General features: G+C 35.6%; 13 protein-coding genes. 6 read left to right on the top strand and 7 right to left on the bottom strand.

The annotated features are described in order from the left end of the window. Window positions 1-8: 8 nt before the first annotated feature. A complete protein-coding gene (gene acs, locus HGK31_RS01490) occupies window positions 9-1,916 on the bottom strand; it encodes an acetate--CoA ligase (RefSeq protein WP_191858197.1) in 1,908 nt (635 codons plus the stop codon). Window positions 1,917-2,112: 196 nt separating this feature from the next. On the opposite strand from acs, the gene HGK31_RS01485 reads away from it, so the two are divergent. Continuing rightward, a complete protein-coding gene (locus HGK31_RS01485; RefSeq protein WP_191858196.1) occupies window positions 2,113-4,035 on the top strand; it encodes a transglutaminase-like domain-containing protein in 1,923 nt (640 codons plus the stop codon). A gap of 3 nt (window positions 4,036-4,038) precedes the next feature. Beyond that, entirely contained in the window at window positions 4,039-6,204 is a 2,166-nt protein-coding gene (locus HGK31_RS01480) for a DUF3857 domain-containing protein (RefSeq protein ID WP_191858195.1), read from the top strand. 15 nt (window positions 6,205-6,219) lie between these two features. On the opposite strand, the gene HGK31_RS01475 is transcribed toward HGK31_RS01480, so the two are convergent. Continuing rightward, on the bottom strand, window positions 6,220-7,602 hold the full coding sequence (locus tag HGK31_RS01475) for an alanine/glycine:cation symporter family protein (RefSeq protein WP_191858194.1): 1,383 nt from the start codon (window positions 7,600-7,602) through the stop codon (window positions 6,220-6,222). A gap of 3 nt (window positions 7,603-7,605) precedes the next feature. After that, the gene (polA, locus tag HGK31_RS01470) at window positions 7,606-10,473 is read right to left on the bottom strand and encodes a DNA polymerase I (RefSeq protein WP_191858193.1); all 2,868 of its coding nucleotides are present in this window, start codon (window positions 10,471-10,473) and stop codon (window positions 7,606-7,608) included. Between the two features lie 100 nt (window positions 10,474-10,573). Here polA and HGK31_RS01465 point away from each other — a divergent pair, with 100 nt between their 5' ends. Beyond that, window positions 10,574-11,506, top strand: a complete 933-nt coding sequence (locus HGK31_RS01465) for an isoaspartyl peptidase/L-asparaginase family protein (RefSeq protein WP_191858192.1) — start codon at window positions 10,574-10,576, stop codon at window positions 11,504-11,506. Here the strand turns inward: HGK31_RS01465 and HGK31_RS01460 are convergent. Next, window positions 11,503-12,363 (bottom strand): cyanophycinase, encoded by an 861-nt coding sequence (locus HGK31_RS01460; RefSeq protein WP_191858191.1) that lies wholly within the window; start codon window positions 12,361-12,363, stop codon window positions 11,503-11,505. The genes HGK31_RS01465 and HGK31_RS01460 overlap by 4 nt on opposite strands. 102 nt (window positions 12,364-12,465) lie before the next feature. Between HGK31_RS01460 and cphA the strand changes: the two genes are divergently transcribed. Then, window positions 12,466-15,105 carry a cyanophycin synthetase gene (gene cphA / locus HGK31_RS01455; protein WP_191858190.1) on the top strand — a complete coding sequence of 880 codons (2,640 nt, stop codon included), beginning with the start codon at window positions 12,466-12,468 and terminating at the stop codon, window positions 15,103-15,105. After that, window positions 15,086-16,522 carry an aldehyde dehydrogenase family protein gene (locus tag HGK31_RS01450; RefSeq protein ID WP_317169711.1) on the top strand — a complete coding sequence of 479 codons (1,437 nt, stop codon included), beginning with the start codon at window positions 15,086-15,088 and terminating at the stop codon, window positions 16,520-16,522. The genes cphA and HGK31_RS01450 overlap by 20 nt, the downstream gene beginning before the upstream one ends. Here the strand turns inward: HGK31_RS01450 and HGK31_RS01445 are convergent. The 3 genes from HGK31_RS01445 to HGK31_RS01435 form a co-directional block, all read right to left on the bottom strand. Then, complete coding sequence (locus HGK31_RS01445) at window positions 16,519-17,532, bottom strand: isoaspartyl peptidase/L-asparaginase family protein (RefSeq protein ID WP_191858189.1); 1,014 nt, start codon at window positions 17,530-17,532, stop codon at window positions 16,519-16,521. The two genes, HGK31_RS01450 and HGK31_RS01445, sit on opposite strands and share 4 nt — an antisense overlap. A 23-nt stretch (window positions 17,533-17,555) precedes the next feature. After that, on the bottom strand, window positions 17,556-17,942 hold the full coding sequence (locus HGK31_RS01440) for a hypothetical protein (protein WP_191858188.1): 387 nt from the start codon (window positions 17,940-17,942) through the stop codon (window positions 17,556-17,558). Between the two features lie 82 nt (window positions 17,943-18,024). After that, window positions 18,025-20,961: a GH92 family glycosyl hydrolase gene (locus HGK31_RS01435; protein WP_191858187.1), complete on the bottom strand. Its 2,937-nt coding sequence runs from the start codon at window positions 20,959-20,961 to the stop codon at window positions 18,025-18,027. Between the two features lie 42 nt (window positions 20,962-21,003). Here HGK31_RS01435 and HGK31_RS01430 point away from each other — a divergent pair, with 42 nt between their 5' ends. Then, window positions 21,004-23,283 (top strand): glycoside hydrolase family 20 protein, encoded by a 2,280-nt coding sequence (locus HGK31_RS01430; protein WP_191858186.1) that lies wholly within the window; start codon window positions 21,004-21,006, stop codon window positions 23,281-23,283. Window positions 23,284-23,300 lie beyond the last annotated feature (17 nt).

Genomic DNA, 23,300 nt, shown 5'->3' with positions numbered 1-23,300 from the left:
TGTTACAATTACAACTTGTTATCAATAATACTTTGTACAACCTCCGGATTCAAAAGGGTACTGATATCACCCAAATCACTGGTGTTGTTCTCGGCTATCTTACGCAAGATACGCCGCATAATTTTACCACTACGTGTTTTGGGCAGTCCTTCGGTAAACTGAATTTTATCAAGTTTGGCAATAGGTCCTATCCTATCGGAAATTAATTGGTTGATTTCTTTTCGAAGATTATCCTGATTTCTAGCTTCTCCAAAATCCTTTAGTGTAACATATCCGTAAAGTGCGCTGCCCTTAACATCGTGCGGAAAACCAACAATGGCGCTCTCGGCTACTGCCTGATGTTCGTTTATGGCGTCTTCAATAGGTGCAGTACCTAAATTATGTCCGGATACAATAATCACATCATCCACACGGCCTGTAATACGGTAGTAGCCTACTTCATCACGCAGGGCACCATCTCCAGTAAAATACTTATTTTCATATGCCGAAAAATAGGTATCCCTATATCGTTCGTGATTACCCCAAATGGTTCGCGCCATACTTGGCCAAGGATATTTTATACACAAGCGCCCTTCTACCTGATTGCCTTTTAACTCCGTGCCCGATTCGTCCATCAACGCAGGTTGAATACCTATAAAAGGTAAAGTTGCAAAAGTTGGCTTGGTGGGGGTTACAAACGGAATGGGTGTTATCATAATGCCTCCTGTTTCGGTTTGCCACCAGGTATCTACAATAGGGCTTTTGTTTTTGCCTACCACATCGTTGTACCAATGCCAGGCTTCCTCGTTAATAGGTTCACCAACCGAACCTAAAACCTTAAGGGAAGACAAATCGTATTTTTCAACTAATTCAGCTCCTTGTTTTGCCAAGGCTCTAATGGCTGTTGGCGCTGTATAAAACTGATTGACTTTATGTTTTTGAACAATCTCCCAAAAACGCCCAAAATCCGGGTAGCTTGGTACACCTTCAAACATCACGGTTGTGGCGCCATTGGCAAGGGGACCATACACAATATAACTGTGACCCGTTATCCAACCAATGTCGGCTGTACACCAATACACATCATGCTCCCGATATTGAAACACATTTTTAAAAGTATAAGCGGTATATACCATATAACCAGCCGTAGTATGCACCATGCCTTTGGGTTTTCCCGTAGAGCCTGAAGTATATAGAATGAACAGTGGATCTTCGGCATCCATGACTTCGGCTTTACCTTCTTTTGATGCCTTATCCAATAACGGTTGTAACCATTCATCACGGCCTTCCTTCATGTTGATATCGGAATGTATACGCTTGGCAACCAAAACGGTTTCCACATCAGGGCAATCTTCGAGTGCTTCGTCAACAATACCTTTTAAGTCAATGGTTTTGGCACCACGATACGAGCCGTCGGCAGTGATAACCACTTTACAATCGCAATCGTTAATGCGTGTTGACAAAGCTTTAGACGAAAACCCGGCAAACACCACTGAATGAATGGCACCAATTCTGGCACAGGCCAAAAGCGCAATAGCCAATTCCGGAATCATGGGAACATAGATACAAACCCTATCACCTTTTGTAACGCCTTTATCCTTTAGCACATTGGCAAATTGATTAACGCGCTCGTATAAGTCGCGATAGGTAATATACTCCGCTGGCTCGTCAGGGTTGTTGGGCTCAAACAGTATAGCAGTTTTATCTCCTCGGGTTGCCAAGTGCCTGTCTAAACAATTTTCGGTAATGTTTAGTTTGGCACCTTCAAACCAGGTAACTTCCGGTTTTGAAAAATCCCAACTTAAGACCTTATCCCACTTTTTTCGCCATAGGAAATGCTCTTCGGCAACTTCTTCCCAAAAGTTTTCTGGTTCCCTAACCGATTTACGGTAAACTTGAAAATATTCTTCTAAATGTTTTATGTGATAGTTACTCATGCCGTAGTAAATATGTAATAGTTGTTTAACTCATAAGATATAAATCATTGTCTGCTTAAAATTAAAGATTTGTTATGAGGAAATTTCAAATAGTCACATAAAATTTCAAAAATTCATATTTTTACAACATATCGATTCTTAAATTTTCCTTACTATAAAGTTCAAATTTTTATATTAGCAACATAATCCTTTTTTGATGTTTAAATATTCACTAACCTTTCTCTTCAGTTTTTTACTAGTTTTACAACTTAATGCACAAAAAAACACAGAGCCTACTCAAAATGAAATTGCACAAGCCAATACTATCAAGGAATCTTTTCAAGAGGACAATGTAGCGGTAGAAAAAGAAAGCTACCACATTACTTTTGACTTCAATAAAAGTGATCAAAAAGTAACGGTGTTCGAGAAAATCAATAAAAATTTAATTAATTTGGATTCACGTGCAGACATTCAAGCCTATTGTTTTTATGATGGTGAATCTGAAATTGAATCTTTTACTGTTAAATATAAAACCAATCGCGATGCTGACTATCCAGTCAATGATGAAGCTATAAAGAGTAGAGATTTATTTCATAATGATGCGCGTGTAAAGTATGTTAATTTAGATTTTCCTCTTAAAGGCTACAAGTATGCAACTGAAACGGTCAAGAAATATAAGGACATAAAATACTTTACAAGTTTATATTTTAATGATGATTTTCCTGCTCTTGAGAAGCAGATAATTGTTGAGATCCCTGATTGGCTCGATTTGGAATTAAAGGAAATGAATTTTGACGGTTATGATATTAAAAAAACCGTTGAACCAAACACCAAAAATAATTCAAAAATTTATTCTTACACATTAGAGAATGTAGCAGGAATGTATAAAGATGAAAGTGCACCAGGCCCATCCTATATATATCCTCATATTTTGGTGCTAGCAAAATCATATTCCTATGGAGGAGAACAATATAAAATTTTTGAGTCAACACAAGATTTATACAATTGGTATAAATCACTAGTAAATAGTCTTGAAAATAATAATACGGTAATTAAGGCTAAAGTTGAAGAACTTACAAAAGATGCTAAAACTGACGAAGAAAAAATTAAGAATATATACTATTGGGTTCAAGATAATATAAGGTATATAGCATTTGAAGATGGTATTGCAGGTTTTAAACCAGACGAAGCTTCAAATGTATTCAAAAAACGGTATGGCGATTGTAAGGGCATGGCAAACCTTACAAAGCAAATGCTTCTAGAAGCAGGCTTTGATGCAAGATTAACTTGGATTGGTACCAAACGAATTGCATATGATTATTCTACACCTAATCTGTCAGTAGATAATCATATGATTTGTACCTTAATGAAAGACAATAAACCTGTTTATCTGGATGGCACCGAAAAATTCAATGCATATGGTGAGTTTGCAGACCGTATTCAAGGGAAGCAAGTATTAATTGAAAATGGTGACAGTTATATTTTAAATACTGTTCCCGTTTCAGATGCAAGTGAGAACATAGAAACTTATGATTATAAATTAAAAATAGTAGATGATGTTATTTTTGGATCTGTAAGTAAAAAATTTGAAGGAGAAAGTAGATCTAGTCTTTTACAATATTTAAATCAGCTAAAAACAGATAAAAAAGAAGATTTTTTAGTTTGGTATTTGAATAAAGGAAATTCTAATATTGGCGTGGTAGATGTAATAACTTCTGATTTAAGCAATAGAGAAATTCCTGTAAATCTGGATTATTTTATTACCATTAAAAACGCCATATCATCTTTTGATGGCACAGCATACATTGACCTTGATTTTGAAAAGGAATTATCAGGTTACTATTTTGATGAACGCAAAACAGACTACATTCTAGATTATAAAAAACACCTTATCTCCACAACCACATTGGACTTACCTGAAGGATATACAGTTTCCGAGTTACCAAAAAACATCAATGCATCCAGTGAAAATTTTGATCTTTCAGTAACCTTTACCAAGCAAGGCAACAGTATCATTTACAAGAAAGATTTTAAAATTAAAAATGCCATTGTAAAAACATCAGATTTTGAAACATGGAATGTTTTCATTAAAAACTTAAAAGCACTATACAACGAACAAATCATACTAACTAAATCCTAACGCATGAAATTACGATTATCCCTCCTGCTTACCCTCTTTTTCTCAACAATCATCATAGCGCAATCTAAAGATGAGCAAGAAGCCAGAGATTTTTTTTGGGGTGAAAACGACACGTATAAAACAGTCGTTAACGTACCTGAAAAATGGCAAAACGAATCCGCTGTAATTATCTACAAAAACGAAAACTACGATTTTCATAAGTTTGGTAAGAAAGTTAACTATAAATCGTCCATAAGAAAACGTATCAAGCTTTTAGATAAAGCAGCAGTAGAAGAATTTTCTGAATTTTCTTACCAAAAACGCTTCAGAGTCTCTAAAGGCGTCTCTTTGGGAACACGAGGCAACAATATCATTGGAGTAAAAGTTATCAAGCCAGATGGTTCCGAAAGCATTATTGACATTAATAAAGAAGCTGTTGAAGTGGATGGGGAGACTAAAGTAGCAATCCCTAATTTAGAAGTTGGTGATATAATTGACTATTATTCTTATAGTATTGAACCTTTTAAGTCAACATATGCCTTTGGGTTTAATCCAGTAGAACGCACATTAAGTGAGGAATATCCAATTATGGATTATAAGTTATTTTTTGAAACAGAAAATGACTTTTTCATAAATTTCAAATCGTTTAATGGTGCTCCAGAATTAAAAAAAATTGAAACAGATAAGAAAAACTTAAGACGTTATGAGCTTACTGAAAGCGACATAGAAAAGCATAAAAATGAGCGATGGTTTTTTCCTTTAGTAGAATTACCCTGTTATAAATTCCAAGTCTTTTTTGCAAGGTCGGGTAAATTTGAAAAACGCGCAGATGCCTTTTTATCTGACAAGGAGGAAATAATAAAAACTTCGGTTTCTAAAGAAGAAGTCTTGAATCAGTATGATGATATTTACCCTTATGGCGATTTAAAATATGAAGAACGTTTTTTAAAGAATAAAGAATTTGCTTCTGATTCTGAAAAGGCTATTGCCATTTATTATTTTATGAGGCATCATTATTTAACACGCTTTATTGAAGCTTATATTATAAAAGATGCTGGGATTTTAGATTATCCTTTTGGTGTTTATGGTAATGATGCAACCATGTTTAACAGTGACAATACTTTTTTAAAGCACTACATAGCCATACTAAAAGACAACAAAATAAAATGTGATTTACTGGTAGGAAAAAAACGCTATGATGGTTCATTGGATGATTTATTAATCTATAAAAACTTAAATACTTTAATAAAAACCCAAACCAACCCTCCAGTTTACGTAAAACCTTTTGGTCCACATACAACAGTCAACACATTTGACCCTACGCTAGAAGGAGCTGAAGCTTATTTGCTTTCACCCGTAAAAAGATGGGATTATGATCAAATAGAGCGTACTGCTGTTCCAGTTAGCAACTACCAAGTTAACAAAACAAACAAAAATATAGCCATTAGCTTAACAGATGATTTTAATGGGTTTTCTGTAAAAAGTGTCGTTAGTTATACAGGGCATGAAAAAGAAGACCAACAATTTGATAGGTTAATTTTTAAAGATTATGTTGATGAAGATTATCAAAAATATGAAACAGAATCTTTTATTAAACTACTTAGAAAATCAAAACAAGAAAAATATAGAAACGAATTAAACGCTGTCATTGAAAAACTACGTGAAAAGCAAAAAGAGACCTTTGTGAATTCAGCCAAAACAGAGTATAATTTGACAAACATTGAAGACTATACTTACAGTATTAATGAAACTGGTCGATATACCTTTGAAGATCCTCTCTCTTATACTGAAGCTTTTATATCAACAGGAGACTTAATAAAGAAAGCAGGGCCTAATTACATTATTGAAATTGGCAAGTTTATAGGAGGTCAAATAGATATTTTAGATGAAAACAAGGAGCGCGATGAAAATATTTATATGGGCTACCCAAGAAGTTATCAATACAGTATTAATCTTACTGTTCCTGAAGGTTATACTATTGCTGGTTTAGATAAACTGAATAAATCAATTGACAATAAAACAGGTTCATTTGTGAGTTCTGCAAGTTTGGATGGTAATACCCTGACAATTAAAACTTCTAAAGAGTACAAGCACAATTATGTTTCAAAATCTGATTGGCAATTAATGATTAATTTCCTAGATGAAGCACATCAATTTACAAATGAAAAGATTCTTCTAAAAAAGAGTTAAGGACTTGATGTTTTTTTAGTGGATTTTATTGGCAAAAACACGCTTTTTATAAGCTTTTATTTCTTTTATTACTCTTGGTGCCATAATAAGTGTAGCTGTCATGGTAGGGATCGCCATAAGCGCAAAAAAACCATCAATAAGATTAATCATCATGCTTAAAGAAGTTGTTGCTCCAAGTATAATACTTACAATGTAAATGTAATTATAGTAATGCTTTTTGTCAGCACCAAACAAAAAAGACATACATTTTGTTCCATAGTAAGAATACGAAAATAACGATGACACGCTAAAAACTGCAATACAAACTAGTAGTAAATATTTACCCATTAATGGCATAGTATTACTAAATGCTGCTGCTGTTAAACTCACGCCATTGGCATCTGATGATTGCCAAACACCAGTGACCAAAATAGCCAAAGCTGTCATAGTACACACCACAAGTGTATCTATAGCGGGACCAAGCATCGCTACTAAACCTTCTCTTATAGGTTCGTTGGTTTTTGCAGCACCATGAGCCATTGGAGCGGTACCTATTCCTGCCTCATTTGAAAAAGCACCTCTTCTAATTCCCAATAAAATAAGTCCGCCAACCACACCACCTAAAAAGGTATCTCCTTTATAAAAACTGGCGCTGAAAGCATCTGTAAAAATTAAGCTTAAATATTTAGGTACTTGATCTATGTGAATGCCCAGAATAATAAGCACCAAAATAAAATACAGTAATACCATACTAGGAACCAGTTTAGCTGCTGTTTTACTAATTCTGTTTAAGCCACCAAGAATCACAATAGATGTAACAATTACTAATAAAATGCCTATTATCAAATTAGAACCAAACCCAACCTCAATACCATTTGGGATCAATAAAATATCATTAATGGCTTGTGTTAGTTGATTAACATTAAACACGGGAAGTGCACCGACCAAACCACAAAAACTGAACATGATCGCCAATGGCTTCCATGATTTTCCCAATCCTTCCATAATGAAATACATGGGTCCTCCTTGAATCTCACCTGCACTATCTTTTCCACGATACATAATAGCCAACGTTGCAGTAAAAAACTTTGTTGACATGCCAATTACGGCACTTATCCACATCCAGAATACAGCTCCTGGTCCTCCAATAGCAATGGCAACTGCTACTCCAGCAATATTTCCCATGCCTACAGTTGCCGATAAAGCAGTTGTTAAGGCTTGAAAGTGTGAAATTTGTCCTGGGTCATTAGGATCATCATATTTACCTCGTAATACCTGAATGGCGTGACCCAAATACCGAAAAGGTAAAAACCTGGATAATAGTAATAAGTAAAGACCGCCACCAACCAATAACACCAACAGTGGTAAGCCCCAAACTGCTGACGCAAAATTCTCGATAAGTTGGTTAAGCGTATCCATGAATTAATGCGCCTCCAACCAATTATCACCAATGTCTAGATCAACATCTAAAGGTACTTCCAACTTAAAGGCATTTTCCATTTCGGTTTTAATGAGTAATTTCATGGTTTCTAGTTCAGGTTTATAAACATCAAAAACCAATTCATCATGAACCTGCAAAAGCATTTTGGTTTTATAGTCTCCAGCTTCCAATTTTTCGTGGATATTAATCATGGCAATTTTAATAATATCGGCGGCACTACCTTGAATAGGTGCATTAACTGCGTTTCGCTCTGCAGCACCACGAACTACAGCATTTCGAGAATTAATATCTTTTAAATATCGTCGTCTGCCTAAAACCGTTTGCACATAACCATTATCTCTAGCAAAATCAACTTGTTTACCAATGTAGCTTTTAAGTTTTGGATAGGTTTCATAATAGGTATCAATGAGTTCTTTAGACTCACTTCGCGATAAATCGGTTTGATTACTTAAGCCAAAAGCAGAAACTCCATAAATAATACCAAAATTTACTGTTTTGGCATTACTACGTTGCTCACGTGTGACTTCAGATAATGGTACATTAAATACTTTTGAAGCGGTTGAAGCATGAATATCTTCACCATTTTTAAAAGCTTCAATCATAGTTTCTTCTTCACTTAAGGCGGCAATAATACGCAGTTCTATTTGTGAATAATCAGCAGCAAGTAACGTGTACTCGTCGTTTCTTGGAATAAATGCTTTTCGTACTTGACGACCGCGTTCGGTACGGATTGGAATATTCTGTAAATTTGGATTGTTGCTACTCAATCGTCCAGTAGCTGCGACAGTTTGCATATAATCAGTATGTACGTGACCTGTTGAGGGCTCAACTTGAAGCGGTAAGGCATCAACGTAGGTGCTTTTTAATTTTGATAAGCCACGATACTCTAAAATATTCTTTATGATGTCATGATCTTTCGCCAGATAGCTCAAAATGTCTTCAGAAGTAGCATACTGTCCTGTTTTGGTTTTTTTGGGTTTATCAACCAACTTCATTTTTTCAAAGAGAACAATACCTAATTGTTTAGGAGAAGCAATATTAAATTCTTCACCAGCTTCGGCATATATTTTTTGTTCCAAATCTGCAATGTCTTTGTTGAGTTGGTCAGACAAGCTGTTTAAAAAATTGGTGTCAAGATTTATACCTTCCAATTCCATTGAAGCCAAAACACGTAACAGTGGAATCTCAATCTCATCAAATAATTTTTGTGTGTTTGCTTCACCTAATTCGTTCTGAAAATGCTCTTTAAGTTGAAGTGTAATATCAGCATCTTCAACGGCATATTCAGTTTGTTTATCTAAAGGCACTTCCCTCATAGATAGCTGGTTTTTCCCTTTCTTTCCAATTAATGTTTCAATGGAAATAGGCGTATAATTTAAATAGGTTTCAGCTAGGACATCCATATTATGGCGCATATCTGGATTTATAAGATAATGTGCCAACATGGTATCAAAGAGCTTGCCTTTTACTTCAATATTATATTTGGCCAATACCTTGATGTCGTATTTTAAATTCTGACCAATTTTTTCAATTTTTTCACTTTCAAAAAACGGACGTAATAATTCTATAAGCTCTTGTGCCTCGGTTTTATCTTCTGGAAAAGGCAGATAAAAACCTTTGCCAACTTCCCAAGAAAAAGCTATACCAACTAATTCAGCAGTTAACGGATTTAATCCAGTAGTTTCGGTGTCAAAGCACACCGAAGCTTGATTCAGTAGGTTTTTAACAAATAATTTAGTTGCCATGCCTGAAGCGACACTTTGATAAAAATGTGACGTCGTTTCCACAGTTTTACGAGTATAATCGGAAATACTTTTAGTTTCTGTTGTAGTTCCATCATTACCAAAGAGTGAAAACTGACCAGAGCCAGCTGTCGATGTTTTTTCTGGTTTGGGTTTTTCAGACTTCTCGCTGGAGTCTGCATTGAGCGTAGCAGAAGTATCCGAAGTAGTAGTTTCGGTTGTTTCAGCAGCAAATGTTTTTAAGAAATTCTCAGTAAGTCTTCTAAATTCTAATTCTTGAAAAATAGTTTTTACTTTTTCTATATCAGGATGGTCTAATTCAAAATCTTTGGCATTGAAGGTTACTGGAACATCTAACATTATAGTTGCTAGTTTTTTTGAAAGTAAGCCTAATTCCCCATTTGCTTCAACTTTTTCCTTCATTTTACCTTTAAGCTGGTCAGTATTGGCTAAAAGGCCCTCCATGCTACCAAATTGTGCTATAAATTTTTTAGCTGTTTTCTCACCAACTCCAGGAAGTCCAGGAATATTATCGCTGGAATCACCCATCATCCCTAAAAAATCAATGACTTGCAAGGGGTCTGTTACTTCAAATTTTTTCTGGACTTCAGGAATACCCCAAGTCTCATAACCACCACCAAAAACAGGTCTGTACATAAAAATGTTTTCAGTAACCAATTGTGCAAAATCTTTATCAGGAGTCACCATATAGGTTTTGTAACCTTCTTTTTCTGCTTGTCGTGAAAGGGTTCCTATAACATCATCAGCCTCGTATCCTTCTTTAACCATAATAGGAATATGCATGGCTTCCAAAATATTACATATATGTGGTATTGCGGTTCTAATGCCTTCAGGTGTTTCATCACGATTAGCCTTGTAAGCTTCAAACATTTCAACACGGTCAACACTGCCACCTTTATCAAAACACACAGCTAAATGGTCAGGGCGTTCCCGTTTTATGACATCTAAAAGTGAATTCATAAAACCCATTATGGCTGATGTGTCTTCACCTTTAGAATTAATTCTTGGGTTTTTAATAAAAGCATAATAGCCACGAAAAATCAAAGCATAAGCATCGACTAAAAAAAGACGTTTTTGTTCAGACATGTGATAGTTTTTGAAAGAAACTCAAAGCTACAAAAAGTTAAGCGTAATTGAGCGGCAATTGAAATGCAATTTGTAATTTCACAGCACTAAAAAAAGATAAATGAAAACATTTTCTATAGCCATACATGGTGGAGCAGGAACTCTAGTAAAAGGCATGATGACTCCTGAATTAGAAGCGAAATATAAAGATGCATTAAAAGATGCATTAGATGCTGGTTATTATTTATTGGAAAATGGCGGAACAGCTGTTGATGCTGTAGAGGTAGCCGTTAAATCTTTAGAAGATTCTCATCTTTTTAATGCAGGAAAAGGTAGTGTATTTACTGCTGAAGAAACCCATGAAATGGATGCCAGTATTATGGATGGTAAAACATTGAATGCTGGTGCTGTTAGTTTAATTACAGGTATTAAAAACCCAGTGAGTTTGGCACGTGATGTTATGGAAAAAAGTGAACATGTTTTTTTAGCTGGTGAAGGTGCTATGCGTTTTGCTGAAGGATTGAATTACCATATTGAAGATGCTAACTATTTTTATGATGATTTTCGCCATAAACAATGGTTAGAAATTAAAGATACAGATAGTTTTCAATTAGATCATTCAACTAAAAAAGATTCGAAATTTGGAACGGTTGGAGCAGTAGCTTGCGATCAAAACGGAAATATTGCTGCTGCAACATCTACTGGAGGCATGACCAATAAAAAATGGGGACGTGTTGGTGATTCACCAATGATAGGTGCAGGAAATTATGCGAATAACAAAACTTGTGCTATTTCTTGTACAGGTAGTGGTGAGTTTTTTATTCGTGGAGTGGTTGCTTATGATGTGTCTTGTTTAATGGAACATAAAAACATGTCACTTAAAGACGCTTCAAATGAAGTCATTAATAAGCGTATTCTTGAAATAAGAGGAGATGGTGGCTTAATAGCTGTCGATTCTCAAGGCAATATCGCTATGCCATTTAATACGGAAGGTATGTATCGTGCTTCAAAGTCTTCAATTGGAATAGAAACGGTATCTATTTATAAAAATTAAATAAAAGGTTCTGCTACAGGTAAGACCTTAACTTTTTTCTTCTTAATATTAAATCGGTCACCATTTGCCAAAACATGTGTTTTTAAATTAGTCAGAGACATAGGTGTGCCCTCTTTCAAGATCTTTTCGTTATTGTGTTTTAACTTTCTTGGATCAAAAACGATAACCATGCCTGAGCCAATGACACGAACAACATTGTTTTTTATAATTAAACCTGTGTCTTCGGCTAATCCAATTCCAATCAATTTAGGATGCTTCGCAACAGCTTCGGCCAAGCGTCCAAAACGACCTCTTCGAATAAAATGCGTATCTATAGTTAATTGCGGAATTAAGCCAAGTCCGTTACTCATTCTTACTGCACCTTTTACAAAGGCTTCAGAAGCACTTCCACCAGTAATCATTTCTTTTGCCATAGCCATGGCACCAGCACTAGTTCCAGCAATAACAAACCCTTTTTCGTTTTTAAAACGATCTAGTAGAATGTTATGAATGGTTGTACCACCTATTTTTTTGGCTATTTTAGATTGATCGCCACCAGAGAACATAATGCAGTTTGCTACTTTTATTAATGAAATGGCTTCAGGCTTTTCAGCATCTTTTTGATTTCTAATATCTAAAACAGTTACGTTTTCGCAACCAAGTGTTTTAAAAGCTTCGATATAACTTTCACCGACTTCAACGGGAATGCTAGAAGCAGTAGGTATAACAACTATATTAGCGTTAAGGCCTCCAGCTTCACGTACCACATGAGATAAGATGCCTTCTTCAATATAATCAACCTTGTTATAATCATCATCACTATATCCTTTGTCTTCATTTCCTCCAATTGGAATAAGTGTACCCTTTATTGACTTCATCTAATCACATTCAAAATTATTGAGCAAAAATAAACTAATTTTTTATTAGAAAAATGTATATATTTATAATCTTTCACTAAAAAATTAACAAAGCCAAACCACATGATTATACGAGAAATAAATGCTATGAGAGGACCAAATTATTGGTCAGTACGTCGTCATAAATTAATAGTAATGGTTCTTGATCTTGAAGAGATGGAAGAACGACCGTCTAATAAGATTGATGGTTTTTATGACCGATTAAAGGCCATGTTTCCAACTATGTATGAGCACAGGTGCTCTGTTGGTGAGCCTGGAGGATTTTTTCAACGTGTAGAAGAAGGTACCTGGATGGGTCATATAATTGAGCATATTGCTTTAGAAATACAAACTTTGGCAGGTATGGACGTTGGTTTTGGTCGTACACGTGGGTATGGCGAAGAAGGTGTGTATAGTGTGGTTTTTGCTTATATGGAGGAGTCTGTTGGGCGTTATGCGGCAAAAGCTGCTGTTAGAATTTGTGAGGCATTAATTGAAGGCGAAGACTATGATATGGCAGATGACATTCAAAAAATGCGTGAATTACGTGAGAATGATCGGTTGGGTCCAAGTACAGGTTCTATTGTTGAAGAGGCTGAAGCACGTGGTATTCCATGGATTCGATTGAATAAATATTCATTATGCCAATTGGGTTATGGAGCCAATCAAAAACGCATTCAAGCAACAGTAACTAGTGAAACTAGTAGTATTGGTGTAGAATTGGCTTGTGATAAAGAAGATACAAAATATTTGTTAGAACAAGCCGAAGTTGAAGTGCCACGTGGTGATATCATTAGACGTGAACGCAGTCTGGAAGAGGCTTGTGATTATGTTGGCTTTCCTTTAGTGATAAAACCAATTGACGGTAATCACGGTCGTGGTATAACGGTTAATATTCAAAATTATGATGAAGCACTTGAAGCGTTCCATCAAGCCAAGGAAAGTTCCAGAAGTGGTGCTATAATCGTTGAGAAATTTATAACTGGCGAAGATTATAGAGTTTTAGTTATCAATAATAAAATGGTAGCTGCCGCTAAGCGTACTCCTGCTCATGTTATAGGTAATGGTAAATCTACTGTTCAAGAGTTAATAGATGAGGTCAATAAAGATCCACGACGTGGTTATGGACACGAAAATGTGCTCACTCAAATTACAGTTAACGAATTGACCAAAACCATAATAAAAGATGCAGGCTATACTTTAGAATCTGTAATTGCAGAAGGGGAACGTTTAATTTTAAAAGACACAGCTAATTTAAGTACAGGAGGCACTGCTGAAGATGTTACAGATATTGTACATCCTGCTAATGTGAGTATGGCTGAACGTATTTCTAAAATCATTGATTTGGATATTTGTGGCATTGATATCATGACAACAGATATTTCAAAACCGCTATCGGAAACAGGTGGAGCCGTTTTAGAGGTTAATGCAGGTCCAGGATTTAGAATGCATTTGGCGCCAACTTCAGGCTTACCTCGTAATGTTGCGGCTCCTGTTATTGATAAATTATTCCCGCAAAAAGGAGATACTGGCCGTATTCCTATCGTGGCTATTACGGGAACCAATGGAAAGACTACAACCTCACGTTTGATGGCTCATATAGCTAAAATGAAAGGCTATCGTGTTGGCTATACAACCAGTGATGGTGTGTACATACAAAACCGTTTACTAATGACAGGTGATTGTACTGGTCCAGCAAGTGCTGAATTTGTACTAAAAGACCCAACCGTTAATTTTGCGGTATTGGAATGTGCCAGAGGCGGATTACTTCGTGCTGGTTTAGGATTTAAAAAATGTGATGTAGGTATTGTAACCAATGTGGCTGCAGACCATTTAGGCTTAAAAGGTATTCATACCATAGAGCAATTAGCTAAAGTAAAAGGTGTCATTCCAGAAACAGTGCTGCCAAGTGGGTATGCTATTTTAAATGCCGATGATGATTTGGTTTACGATATGCGTCGTTCTGTAGAATGTCATGTTGCTTTATTTTCAATGGACGAAAACAATCCTAGAATAAAAGCGCTACAGCGGTTAAACGGTATTACGGCAGTTTATGAAAATGGTTATGTTACCATTTGCAGAGGTGAATGGAAAATGCGTATTATGAAAGCGGAGCATATCCCATTGACTTACGGTGGTAAAGCGAAATTTATGATTCAAAACGTTTTAGCAGCAGTATTGGGAGCTCATGTTCAGGGCATTAGTATTGAGGACATGAAAGCCGCTTTGGAGACGTTTATACCATCAGCTTCACAAACACCTGGACGCTTAAACCTATTTGAATTTAAAGACTTTACCATCCTTTTAGATTATGCGCATAATCCGGCTGGTATGATGGCTCTTAAAAAGTTTACTGATGAATTGGAAGCTACTGTTAAGGTTGGTATAATTGCAGGTGTTGGTGATAGACGTGATGAGGACACTAATCAGGTGGGTAGCATTGCAGCAGAAATGTTTGATGAAATTATAATAAGACAAGACAAAAGATTGCGAGGGCGTACGGAAGAAGAACTCATTAAACTTTTAAATGATGGCATTCAAATGAAAGACCCTAATAAGAAGACTACGATTATTCCTTCGGAAAGGGAAGCAATTACTCATGCAGTAAAAAATGCGCAAAAAGGATCTTTAATTATTTTATGTAGTGATGTTATTCCTGACGCTTTAGAATTAGTGAAGAAATTTAAGGAACAAGATTTAAAAGGTGAGCCATTTATGGCCTAATGATTTAATGAGCTATTCTGAAAATAAGTTTGCGATTTTATTTGATAAACAAAGAGCGAACCAATTTAACATTGGAAAAACAAGTTATAAAACGCGCATAAAAAAGCTCAAAAAATTAAAACATGCTCTAGAACATACCTATAAACAAGATATACGAGATGCGCTTTATAAAGATTTTAAAAAACCACAGCTTGAAGTCGATTTAACAGAAATTTACCCTGTAATTGATGAAATAAAGTATGTTTGTAGTCAGTTAAAATCTTGGTTGAAAAGGGAGCAGGTGGGCACTCCACTAGCCATGTTGGGTAGTAGTTCATATATTATTAATGAACCTAAAGGAGTGTGTTTAATCATATCGCCTTGGAACTACCCCATTAATCTAACATTTGGACCCTTAATTTCAGCGATTGCGGGTGGTAATACTGTAATATTAAAGCCTTCTGAAATGACACAAAATACTTCTAGTTTGATGGCTAGAATAGTATCTGATTTGTTTGATGAAAACGAAATAGCGTTAGTTGAAGGTGAAGTAGAAACGTCCCAAGCTTTATTGGAATTACCATTTAATCATATTTTCTTCACAGGTTCTCCAGCAGTAGGTAAAATTGTCATGAAAGCAGCATCCAAACATTTAGCGTCTGTTACTTTGGAATTGGGAGGCAAGTCACCAACTATTATAGATGATTCAGCGAATATTGAAAAAGCAGTCAGTAAAATTATTTTTGGTAAGTTTATGAATGCAGGTCAAACCTGTATAGCACCTGATTATGTTTTGATTGACGAGGGTATTAAATCAAAATTTATAATGAGTTTTAAAAAACAGATTGACACATTTTTTACTGAACAACCAGATTCTTCTGACGCTTATAGTCGAATTGTCAATAGTAAGCATTTCAGACGTTTAATTGACAGTTTAGAGGACTCAAAGAACAGGAATTCAACAATAGAATCAGGAGGAGAAACCAATCAGAGTGACAATTATATTGAACCAACATTAATCAGTGATTTAGATAATGAAAGCCAATTGATGCAAGAAGAGATTTTTGGTCCGATTTTACCAATAAAGACTTATAAAACCCTTGAAGAGGCTGTAGAATATATCAATTCAAAAGAAAAGCCACTGGCATTATACATTTACAGTAAGAATAAAACGAATATCAATTTTATTTTGAATAATACACGTGCGGGAAGTACCTGCATTAATCACAATTTATTACAATACTTAAATCACAATTTACCTTTTGGAGGCTCCAACAATAGTGGTATTGGAAAATCACATGGTTATTTTGGGTTTTTAGAATTTACCAATCAGCGATCATTACTAAAACAACATACTTTAGGTGCAGTAGATTTGTTGAAGCCACCTTATACTAATTGGAAACAAAAAATAGTTGACTTAACGATTAAATGGTTTTAAGCTTTATTGAAAAAGTCTGATTGAATTTGTTCATTCACGCCATCTTGAAATTTAGTCATGCTAAACCATTGATGTATAGAATAACTACCTGTTTCACCTTTTTTATTAACCGCAATGTAGCCAACCTGAAAGTTTTTGTAGTCACTATTGGGTTTATTCACAATCCTACTTATAGCTTCTTCACAAGCTTGTTGAGGGGGTTTACCTTGACGCATCAATTCTACCACTAAAAAGCTACCAACGGTTTTTACAACTTCTTCGCCCAAGCCTGTAGCAACACATCCACCAATTTCGTTATCCACAAATAACCCAGAACCAATTATTGGAGAATCACCAACCCGACCAGCCATTTTATAAGCTAATCCACTAGTGGTACAAGCACCAGAAATATCACCATTTTTGTCAATGGCCAACATACCAATGGTGTCATGATTTTCTATGTTAATTATGGGTTTATATTCGGATTCTATTTTCCACGCTGACCATGCTTTTTTTGAAGCTTCAGTCAAGAGATTTTCTTTTTTAAAGCCTTGCTCCAATGCAAATTGTTCTGCGCCTTTTCCGGCTAGCATCACGTGAGGCGTATCTTCCATGACTTTGCGAGCTACCGAAACAGCATGGGTTATATTTTGTAAATAAACTACAGATCCACAATTACCATGCTTGTCCATAATACAAGCGTCTAATGTCACATTACCTTCACGGTCTGGCAGTCCACCTTTCCCTACTGATTGTCCTTTTTCGTTGGCCTCTTCAACCCGACAACCTTGTTCAACAGCATCAAGTGCTGTTCCATCAGCTTCTAAAACTTCCATAGCTTTAGCTGTGGCATCAATAACATGCCAAGTTGCGATAACGAGTGGTAAAGATGCTTTTGAATTGGTTGTGGACGCAATTTCTAATTCTTTGTTTTCTTTGGTTTCGCTATCAGCACAACTTAATAAGGAACTTCCAACAGCAACTCCTGCTCCTGTTAACGCTGCATTTTTTATAAAGATTCTTCTTTTCATAGAACTAAAACAAATAATAGGATTTAATTTAATACATGATCGTTGATCATTCTGTGAGACCATTCAATTGCTTCACTCAAATTATTGAATATTTCATATGGTTTATCGTAAAAATTACGTTCGTATTCAGCATTTTTTTTCATAATATCATCATCAGGAACCATGGCAATGGCTACGAGGCTGGGAATACGTTCCGTTTCTACATAGGTAAGTGGATCAACGGAATACGAATTGACACGGTTGGATATATAAACCAAATCCTTTCCTTGAAAGTGTTTTTTTATAACTTGATTTAAAATTTCGGAATGTTCAGGGGTTACATTTACTCCTTCTGCAATTTGACAGATTAAAAATTCGTCAAACACAAAAAGTTCGCCATCCTCCATATTATAATAATGAATCATTCCCATTTCAACGTGTTTTGATTTTTTATAAAATTAACTAAAAGGATTTTAAATTTAGAATAATCACTTAAACTAAAGGTTTTAAAATCTATTTAATTGTAATTTCATCAACAAACAGCCAACTTCTACCATCATGTTCATAGCCTAAATGCCATTCAGGGAGTTTGCCTAATTTTTTGGCGATAACTTTAATAAATCTTGCTTTTTTAGATTTCAAGTTAGAATTTAGGGTTTCAATTTGTGAACCTTCTAAAGGTTCAGGAGCATCGTAATTTTTTGTGAAAATGGATTTGAATTCATTGCCATCATTAGATATTAAAACTTCAACTTGTGTTGGTAGAAATATCCAAGATTTTTGATCTTGAAGGAAATTCACAGAAATTTCATTAATAGCTTTTATACTTCCTAAATCAACAGTTGCGATCACATCTTCATCAAAATACCCTTGCCAAGTGCCTGTTCTAAAATCTTGAGTGCCATAAATACCATCAATCAAAGCATTTTGTCCACCACCATTATATTGGTTAGCATATTCCGTTTCTAATTTTATGGAGATGTTAGGATCTATTTTATAGAATTTAGTTGTGATTCGTGCACTTTCTGCATCACCTTTTTTAGAATAAACTTCCAAGGTTGATGGTTCTGAAATAATGAATGCGTTTTCATAAACCTTAAATTCAGCATCATTTAATTTGTAAAGAATTTGAGCATCTTTATCTACATTTTCTAAAACAACTTGAGTTTCACCTTTGAAGGCCACATCGCCTTTTGCAATAAAAGGTACAGGAACAATCAAATTATCAGAAATTTGTGTCGTCGGCTCTTGACTTTCTAAGGTTGCCCATTCTGTAGGTTGGCTACTCATATTAAAAACCAAATCGCCGCCTTTCATAATATCTTCGTGAGAAATATAGGAATGGTTTAATGGTGTTCCATTAAGTACGACTGATTCAATATAAATGTTCTCATTAGAAAGGTTTTTAGCTTGAATAGTAAAATGCTTACCATTTTCTAGATTAATGGTTACTTTATCAAACAAAGGTGTGCCAATAATGTATAGATTGCTCGCAGGCGTAACAGGATAAAATCCAATTGATGAAAACACATACCAAGCACTCATTTGGCCGCAATCTTCATTGCCAGAAATACCATCAGGTTCGTTCGTATACAACTCGGTTAAAATCTGATGGACTTTTTCTTGGGTTTTAAATGGTTTATTTACGAAATTATAGAGATAAGCCATGTGATGACTTGGTTCGTTGCCATGAGCATATTGACCAATCAATCCTGTAATATCAGCTTGGTCACGTCCTGAAGTTTCCGCTTCGGCAGTGAATAATTTATCTAAATGGGCTTCCAATTTATCTTTTCCGCCTAACAGATTTATAAACCCAGAAACATCCTGTGGCACATAATAACTGTATTGCCAAGAATTGGCTTCTGTATAATTGAAATTGACTTCATAAGGATCAAAAGGTGCAAACCACGTATTGCGAAAACGACCACGCATGAATTGGCTTTCAGGGTCAAATACATTTTTATAATATTGGGCGCGTTCGGTATAGGTTTTATAGTCATCGGTTTTGTTCATGGCCTTTGCCATTTGTGCAATAGTCCAATCGTCGTAAGCATATTCCAAAGTTTTTGAAACAGATTCGCTTTCTTCTTCAACTGGAATGAAACCAAATTCTTTATACGACTTTAAGCCTAAATGATCACGAGTTGCCGAATGTTTCATGGCTTCAAAAGCTTTTTCGGCATCATAATCACGAATACCTTTTAAATACGCATCGGCAATTACTGGAACCGCGTGATACCCAATCATACAGCCAGTATAATTGGCACTTAAATCCCAAATAGGCATGATACCGCCTTCGTCATATTTGGCTAAAAACGTATTGATGAAATCGTTGGTTCGGTCTTCTTCAATTATGGTGTAAAGCGGATGTGCCGCACGATAGGTATCCCAAAGTGAGAATACGGTGTAATAATCAAAATCGTTTGTTTGGTGGATGTTTAAATCCATGCCGCGATAGCGACCGTCAACATCTTGGTACAAATTAGGTGCAAGCATGCTGTGATACAATGAGGTGTAAAAGTTGGTTTTATAATCGTTGTTATCACTTTCAATAACTATTTTTTCTAATTGAGATTCCCAAGCGTCTTGAGCCTCTTGTTTAACTTGATCAAAGGTTTTATCACCTATTTCTTCCTCTAAATTCTTTTTTGCTCCTTCAATATCAACTGCTGAAATGCCTATTTTAATATAGACGGGTTCGTTTTTTGGGTTTCCTATTCTAATCGCTGCTATAGAATTTTTGCCATTATAATCGATACTAACAGCAATATGTGAAAGTTCAATATGATAGAAAAGCTTTTGATTTGTAGCCCATGCTTTTGAGTGTCTATAACCAGTAATTACATACTTGTCTTTTTGGTCTATTTTAAAATCGAGCAATTCATCCCGATGTTCTAAATCCAAAATCACAATTTGATTTTCTGAAGTTGGAAATTGGTATTTATGTATTCCACTGCGTTTTGAAACGGTTAATTCTACGTCAATATTGGTAGAATCTAAACGCACTTTGTAATAACCTGGTTCAGCCACTTCATTATCATGGCTAAAATGAGCACGATAGCCTTTTCGAGCTTGTGCTGAGCTTGTCGAAGTATCAGCACCATTGTTGAAGTTTATTTCATTGGTAGGCATCAACAAAATATCGCCATAATCAGAAACACCTGTACCGCTTAAATGGGTATGCGAAAACCCGTAAATATAACTATCAGAATAATGGTAGCCCGAACAGCCATCCCAACCATCCAATCGTGTATCTGGACTTAATTGCATCATGCCAAACGGCATGGTTGCTCCAGGATAGGTGTGTCCGTGACCGCCAGTACCAATAAACGGATTCACATAAGAGATGAGCGATTTGTCTTTTTTAGTGGGTTTAATGTCTTTGTTTTCCTTGCAGGCAGTAAATAGGATTACTAAAGCAAAAAAGAAAGGAATAGGGAGTTTCATTTAAAATAGGATTGCTAAATTTAAAGCCTCTAATATACTAAAATGCCTATCAAGAAAATCACCGTTTTTATTGTTTTTGTGATACTGGTTTGTAGTTGTAGCCAAAATTCACACAATGTTATTGAACCACAAATCATTCCAACACCAAAAAACCAATCTGTTACTCAAGGATATTTTCTGTTGAATAATGCGACAGGCGTTCAGTTTGATGATGCCTTTAAAGTATCAGCTAATTTTTTGAAAGCATACATTGAAAATGGCAGTCAAATTAAACTAACGGAGAACAATACAATATCATTTATAAAAGATGATACTTTAACGGAAGAAGCATATGTGCTAGAGATTCTTCCAAAAAATATAACAATCAAAGCGAAAACAGATCAAGGTGCTTTTTATGCTGTGCAATCTTTAAGGCAGTTGCTTCCGTCGGCTTTTGAAAATGGTTCTTTTAAGGAAGAAGAAGTTGCGATTCAATGCATGACCATTGAGGATGAACCACGTTTTCAATATCGTGGGATGCATTTAGATGTGGCAAGACATATGGTTTCGGTAGATTTCATAAAAAAATATATTGATGCGTTGGCGATGTTAAAAATGAATACATTTCATTGGCATTTAACCGATGACCAAGGATGGCGCATAGAGATTAAAAAATACCCAAAGCTACAGGAAATAGCAGCTTTTCGCGAACAAACTTTGATAGGTCATTTTTCAAATCAACCAACAACTTATGATGGAAAGCGTTATGGCGGATACTACACTCAAGAAGAAATAAAAGAGGTTGTGGCTTACGCACTGAAACAGCACATAACCGTGATTCCAGAAATTGAAATGCCTGGGCATGCGCAAGCAGCTATTGCGGCTTATCCAGAATTGGGTTGTAGTGGAGATTCCATAAAAGTTGCACAAACTTGGGGTGTTTTTGATGACATTTTCTGTGCAGGAAAGGAGAATACTTTCACGTTTTTGAAAGGTGTTTTAGATGAGGTTGTAGAATTATTCCCAAGTAAATTCATTCATATAGGTGGTGACGAAGCGCCAAAAACACATTGGAAAAACTGTCAAGTTTGTCAAAAAAGAATTAAAGAAGAAGGCTTAAAGGACGAACATGAATTACAAAGCTATTTTATTCAACGTATTGAAAAACATTTAAATTCTAAAGGCAGACAAATCATTGGTTGGGACGAAATTCTGGAAGGTGGTTTGGCTCCAAATGCTACGGTCATGTCCTGGCGTGGCACCAAAGGAGCTGTTGAGGCAGCTAAACAACACCATAATGTGATTATGACTCCAACGTCACATTGTTATTTTGATTATTACCAATCTACAAATCCTAATGAGCCTTTAGCTATTGGCGGTTATTTGCCTTTAGAGAAGGTGTATAGCTTTAATCCAATCCCGAAGGAATTAAATCACGATGAAGCTCAATATGTTTTGGGTGTCCAAGGTAATTTATGGACGGAATATATCCCGAATGCTGAACACGTAGAGTATATGATATTTCCTAGAATTTTGGCGATGAGTGAAGTGGGTTGGAGCTTACCGGAAAACAAAAACTATGATAATTTTGTATCTCGTGTTGAAACCTTTAACAAGCGTTTAGATGCATTAGATGTCAATTATGCCAATCATTTGTATGAGGTTGAAGGCGAATTGATTACTGAAAACGGATTGTCATTTTATACGTTGAAAACGCTTACCAAGGATAAAACCATTCGGTATACAACCGATGAATCCCAGCCAAATTTACAATCACAAGTATATGAAAAACCTATACCTTTCAACAAGGACATGGTCATAAAAGCAGCTGTTTTTAATGAAGAAAATCAATTGGGATCTATATTTACTGAAACTTTCAATTATCATAAAGCAGTTGGTAAAACCATAACCATAACTCCAGAGTCCAGCAAAGTCTATTCAGGGAGTGGCGCTCAAGGTTTGATTAATGGTATTTCTGGAAGCGATTCGCGATATGGAGATAAAGAATGGTTAGGGTTTTGGGGTGATGAAGTTGAGATAACTATTGATTTAGGTGAAGAAATGGAAATTAACTCTATTGAAACACGGTTTTATAACGGACAAGGTCAATGGATTTATGCTCCAGGAGAATTAGAAATCAATTTGGATAAATCAGTATTAATTGTAATTGTTAATGAAGAAAACATGAAAGATTTAATAGTAAACATCAATGCTCCAGTTCCAACCCAGGAGACTTCGAGGTACATTCATATTAAAATCCCAAGCTACGGAATCATTCCAGAAGGAAACCAAGGATCAGGTAATAAAGCTTGGACGTTTATTGATGAAATAATTGTGAATTGAGTTTGTCATTCCTGCGA

The sequence above is a fragment of the Hanstruepera ponticola genome, assembly GCF_012931685.1.
Classification (GTDB): Bacteria; Bacteroidota; Bacteroidia; order Flavobacteriales; family Flavobacteriaceae; genus Hanstruepera; species Hanstruepera ponticola.
This window is presented reverse-complemented; position numbering and strand designations above follow the sequence as displayed.

Coding starts and splice junctions, on each gene's coding strand:
- acs (WP_191858197.1), bottom strand. CDS start 1,916: ATGAGTAACTATCACATAAAACATTTAGAAGAATATTTTCAAGTTTAC.
- HGK31_RS01485 (WP_191858196.1), top strand. CDS start 2,113: ATGTTTAAATATTCACTAACCTTTCTCTTCAGTTTTTTACTAGTTTTA.
- HGK31_RS01480 (WP_191858195.1), top strand. CDS start 4,039: ATGAAATTACGATTATCCCTCCTGCTTACCCTCTTTTTCTCAACAATC.
- HGK31_RS01475 (WP_191858194.1), bottom strand. CDS start 7,602: ATGGATACGCTTAACCAACTTATCGAGAATTTTGCGTCAGCAGTTTGG.
- polA (WP_191858193.1), bottom strand. CDS start 10,473: ATGTCTGAACAAAAACGTCTTTTTTTAGTCGATGCTTATGCTTTGATT.
- HGK31_RS01465 (WP_191858192.1), top strand. CDS start 10,574: ATGAAAACATTTTCTATAGCCATACATGGTGGAGCAGGAACTCTAGTA.
- HGK31_RS01460 (WP_191858191.1), bottom strand. CDS start 12,363: ATGAAGTCAATAAAGGGTACACTTATTCCAATTGGAGGAAATGAAGAC.
- cphA (WP_191858190.1), top strand. CDS start 12,466: ATGATTATACGAGAAATAAATGCTATGAGAGGACCAAATTATTGGTCA.
- HGK31_RS01445 (WP_191858189.1), bottom strand. CDS start 17,532: ATGAAAAGAAGAATCTTTATAAAAAATGCAGCGTTAACAGGAGCAGGA.
- HGK31_RS01440 (WP_191858188.1), bottom strand. CDS start 17,942: ATGGGAATGATTCATTATTATAATATGGAGGATGGCGAACTTTTTGTG.
- HGK31_RS01435 (WP_191858187.1), bottom strand. CDS start 20,961: ATGAAACTCCCTATTCCTTTCTTTTTTGCTTTAGTAATCCTATTTACT.
- HGK31_RS01430 (WP_191858186.1), top strand. CDS start 21,004: ATGCCTATCAAGAAAATCACCGTTTTTATTGTTTTTGTGATACTGGTT.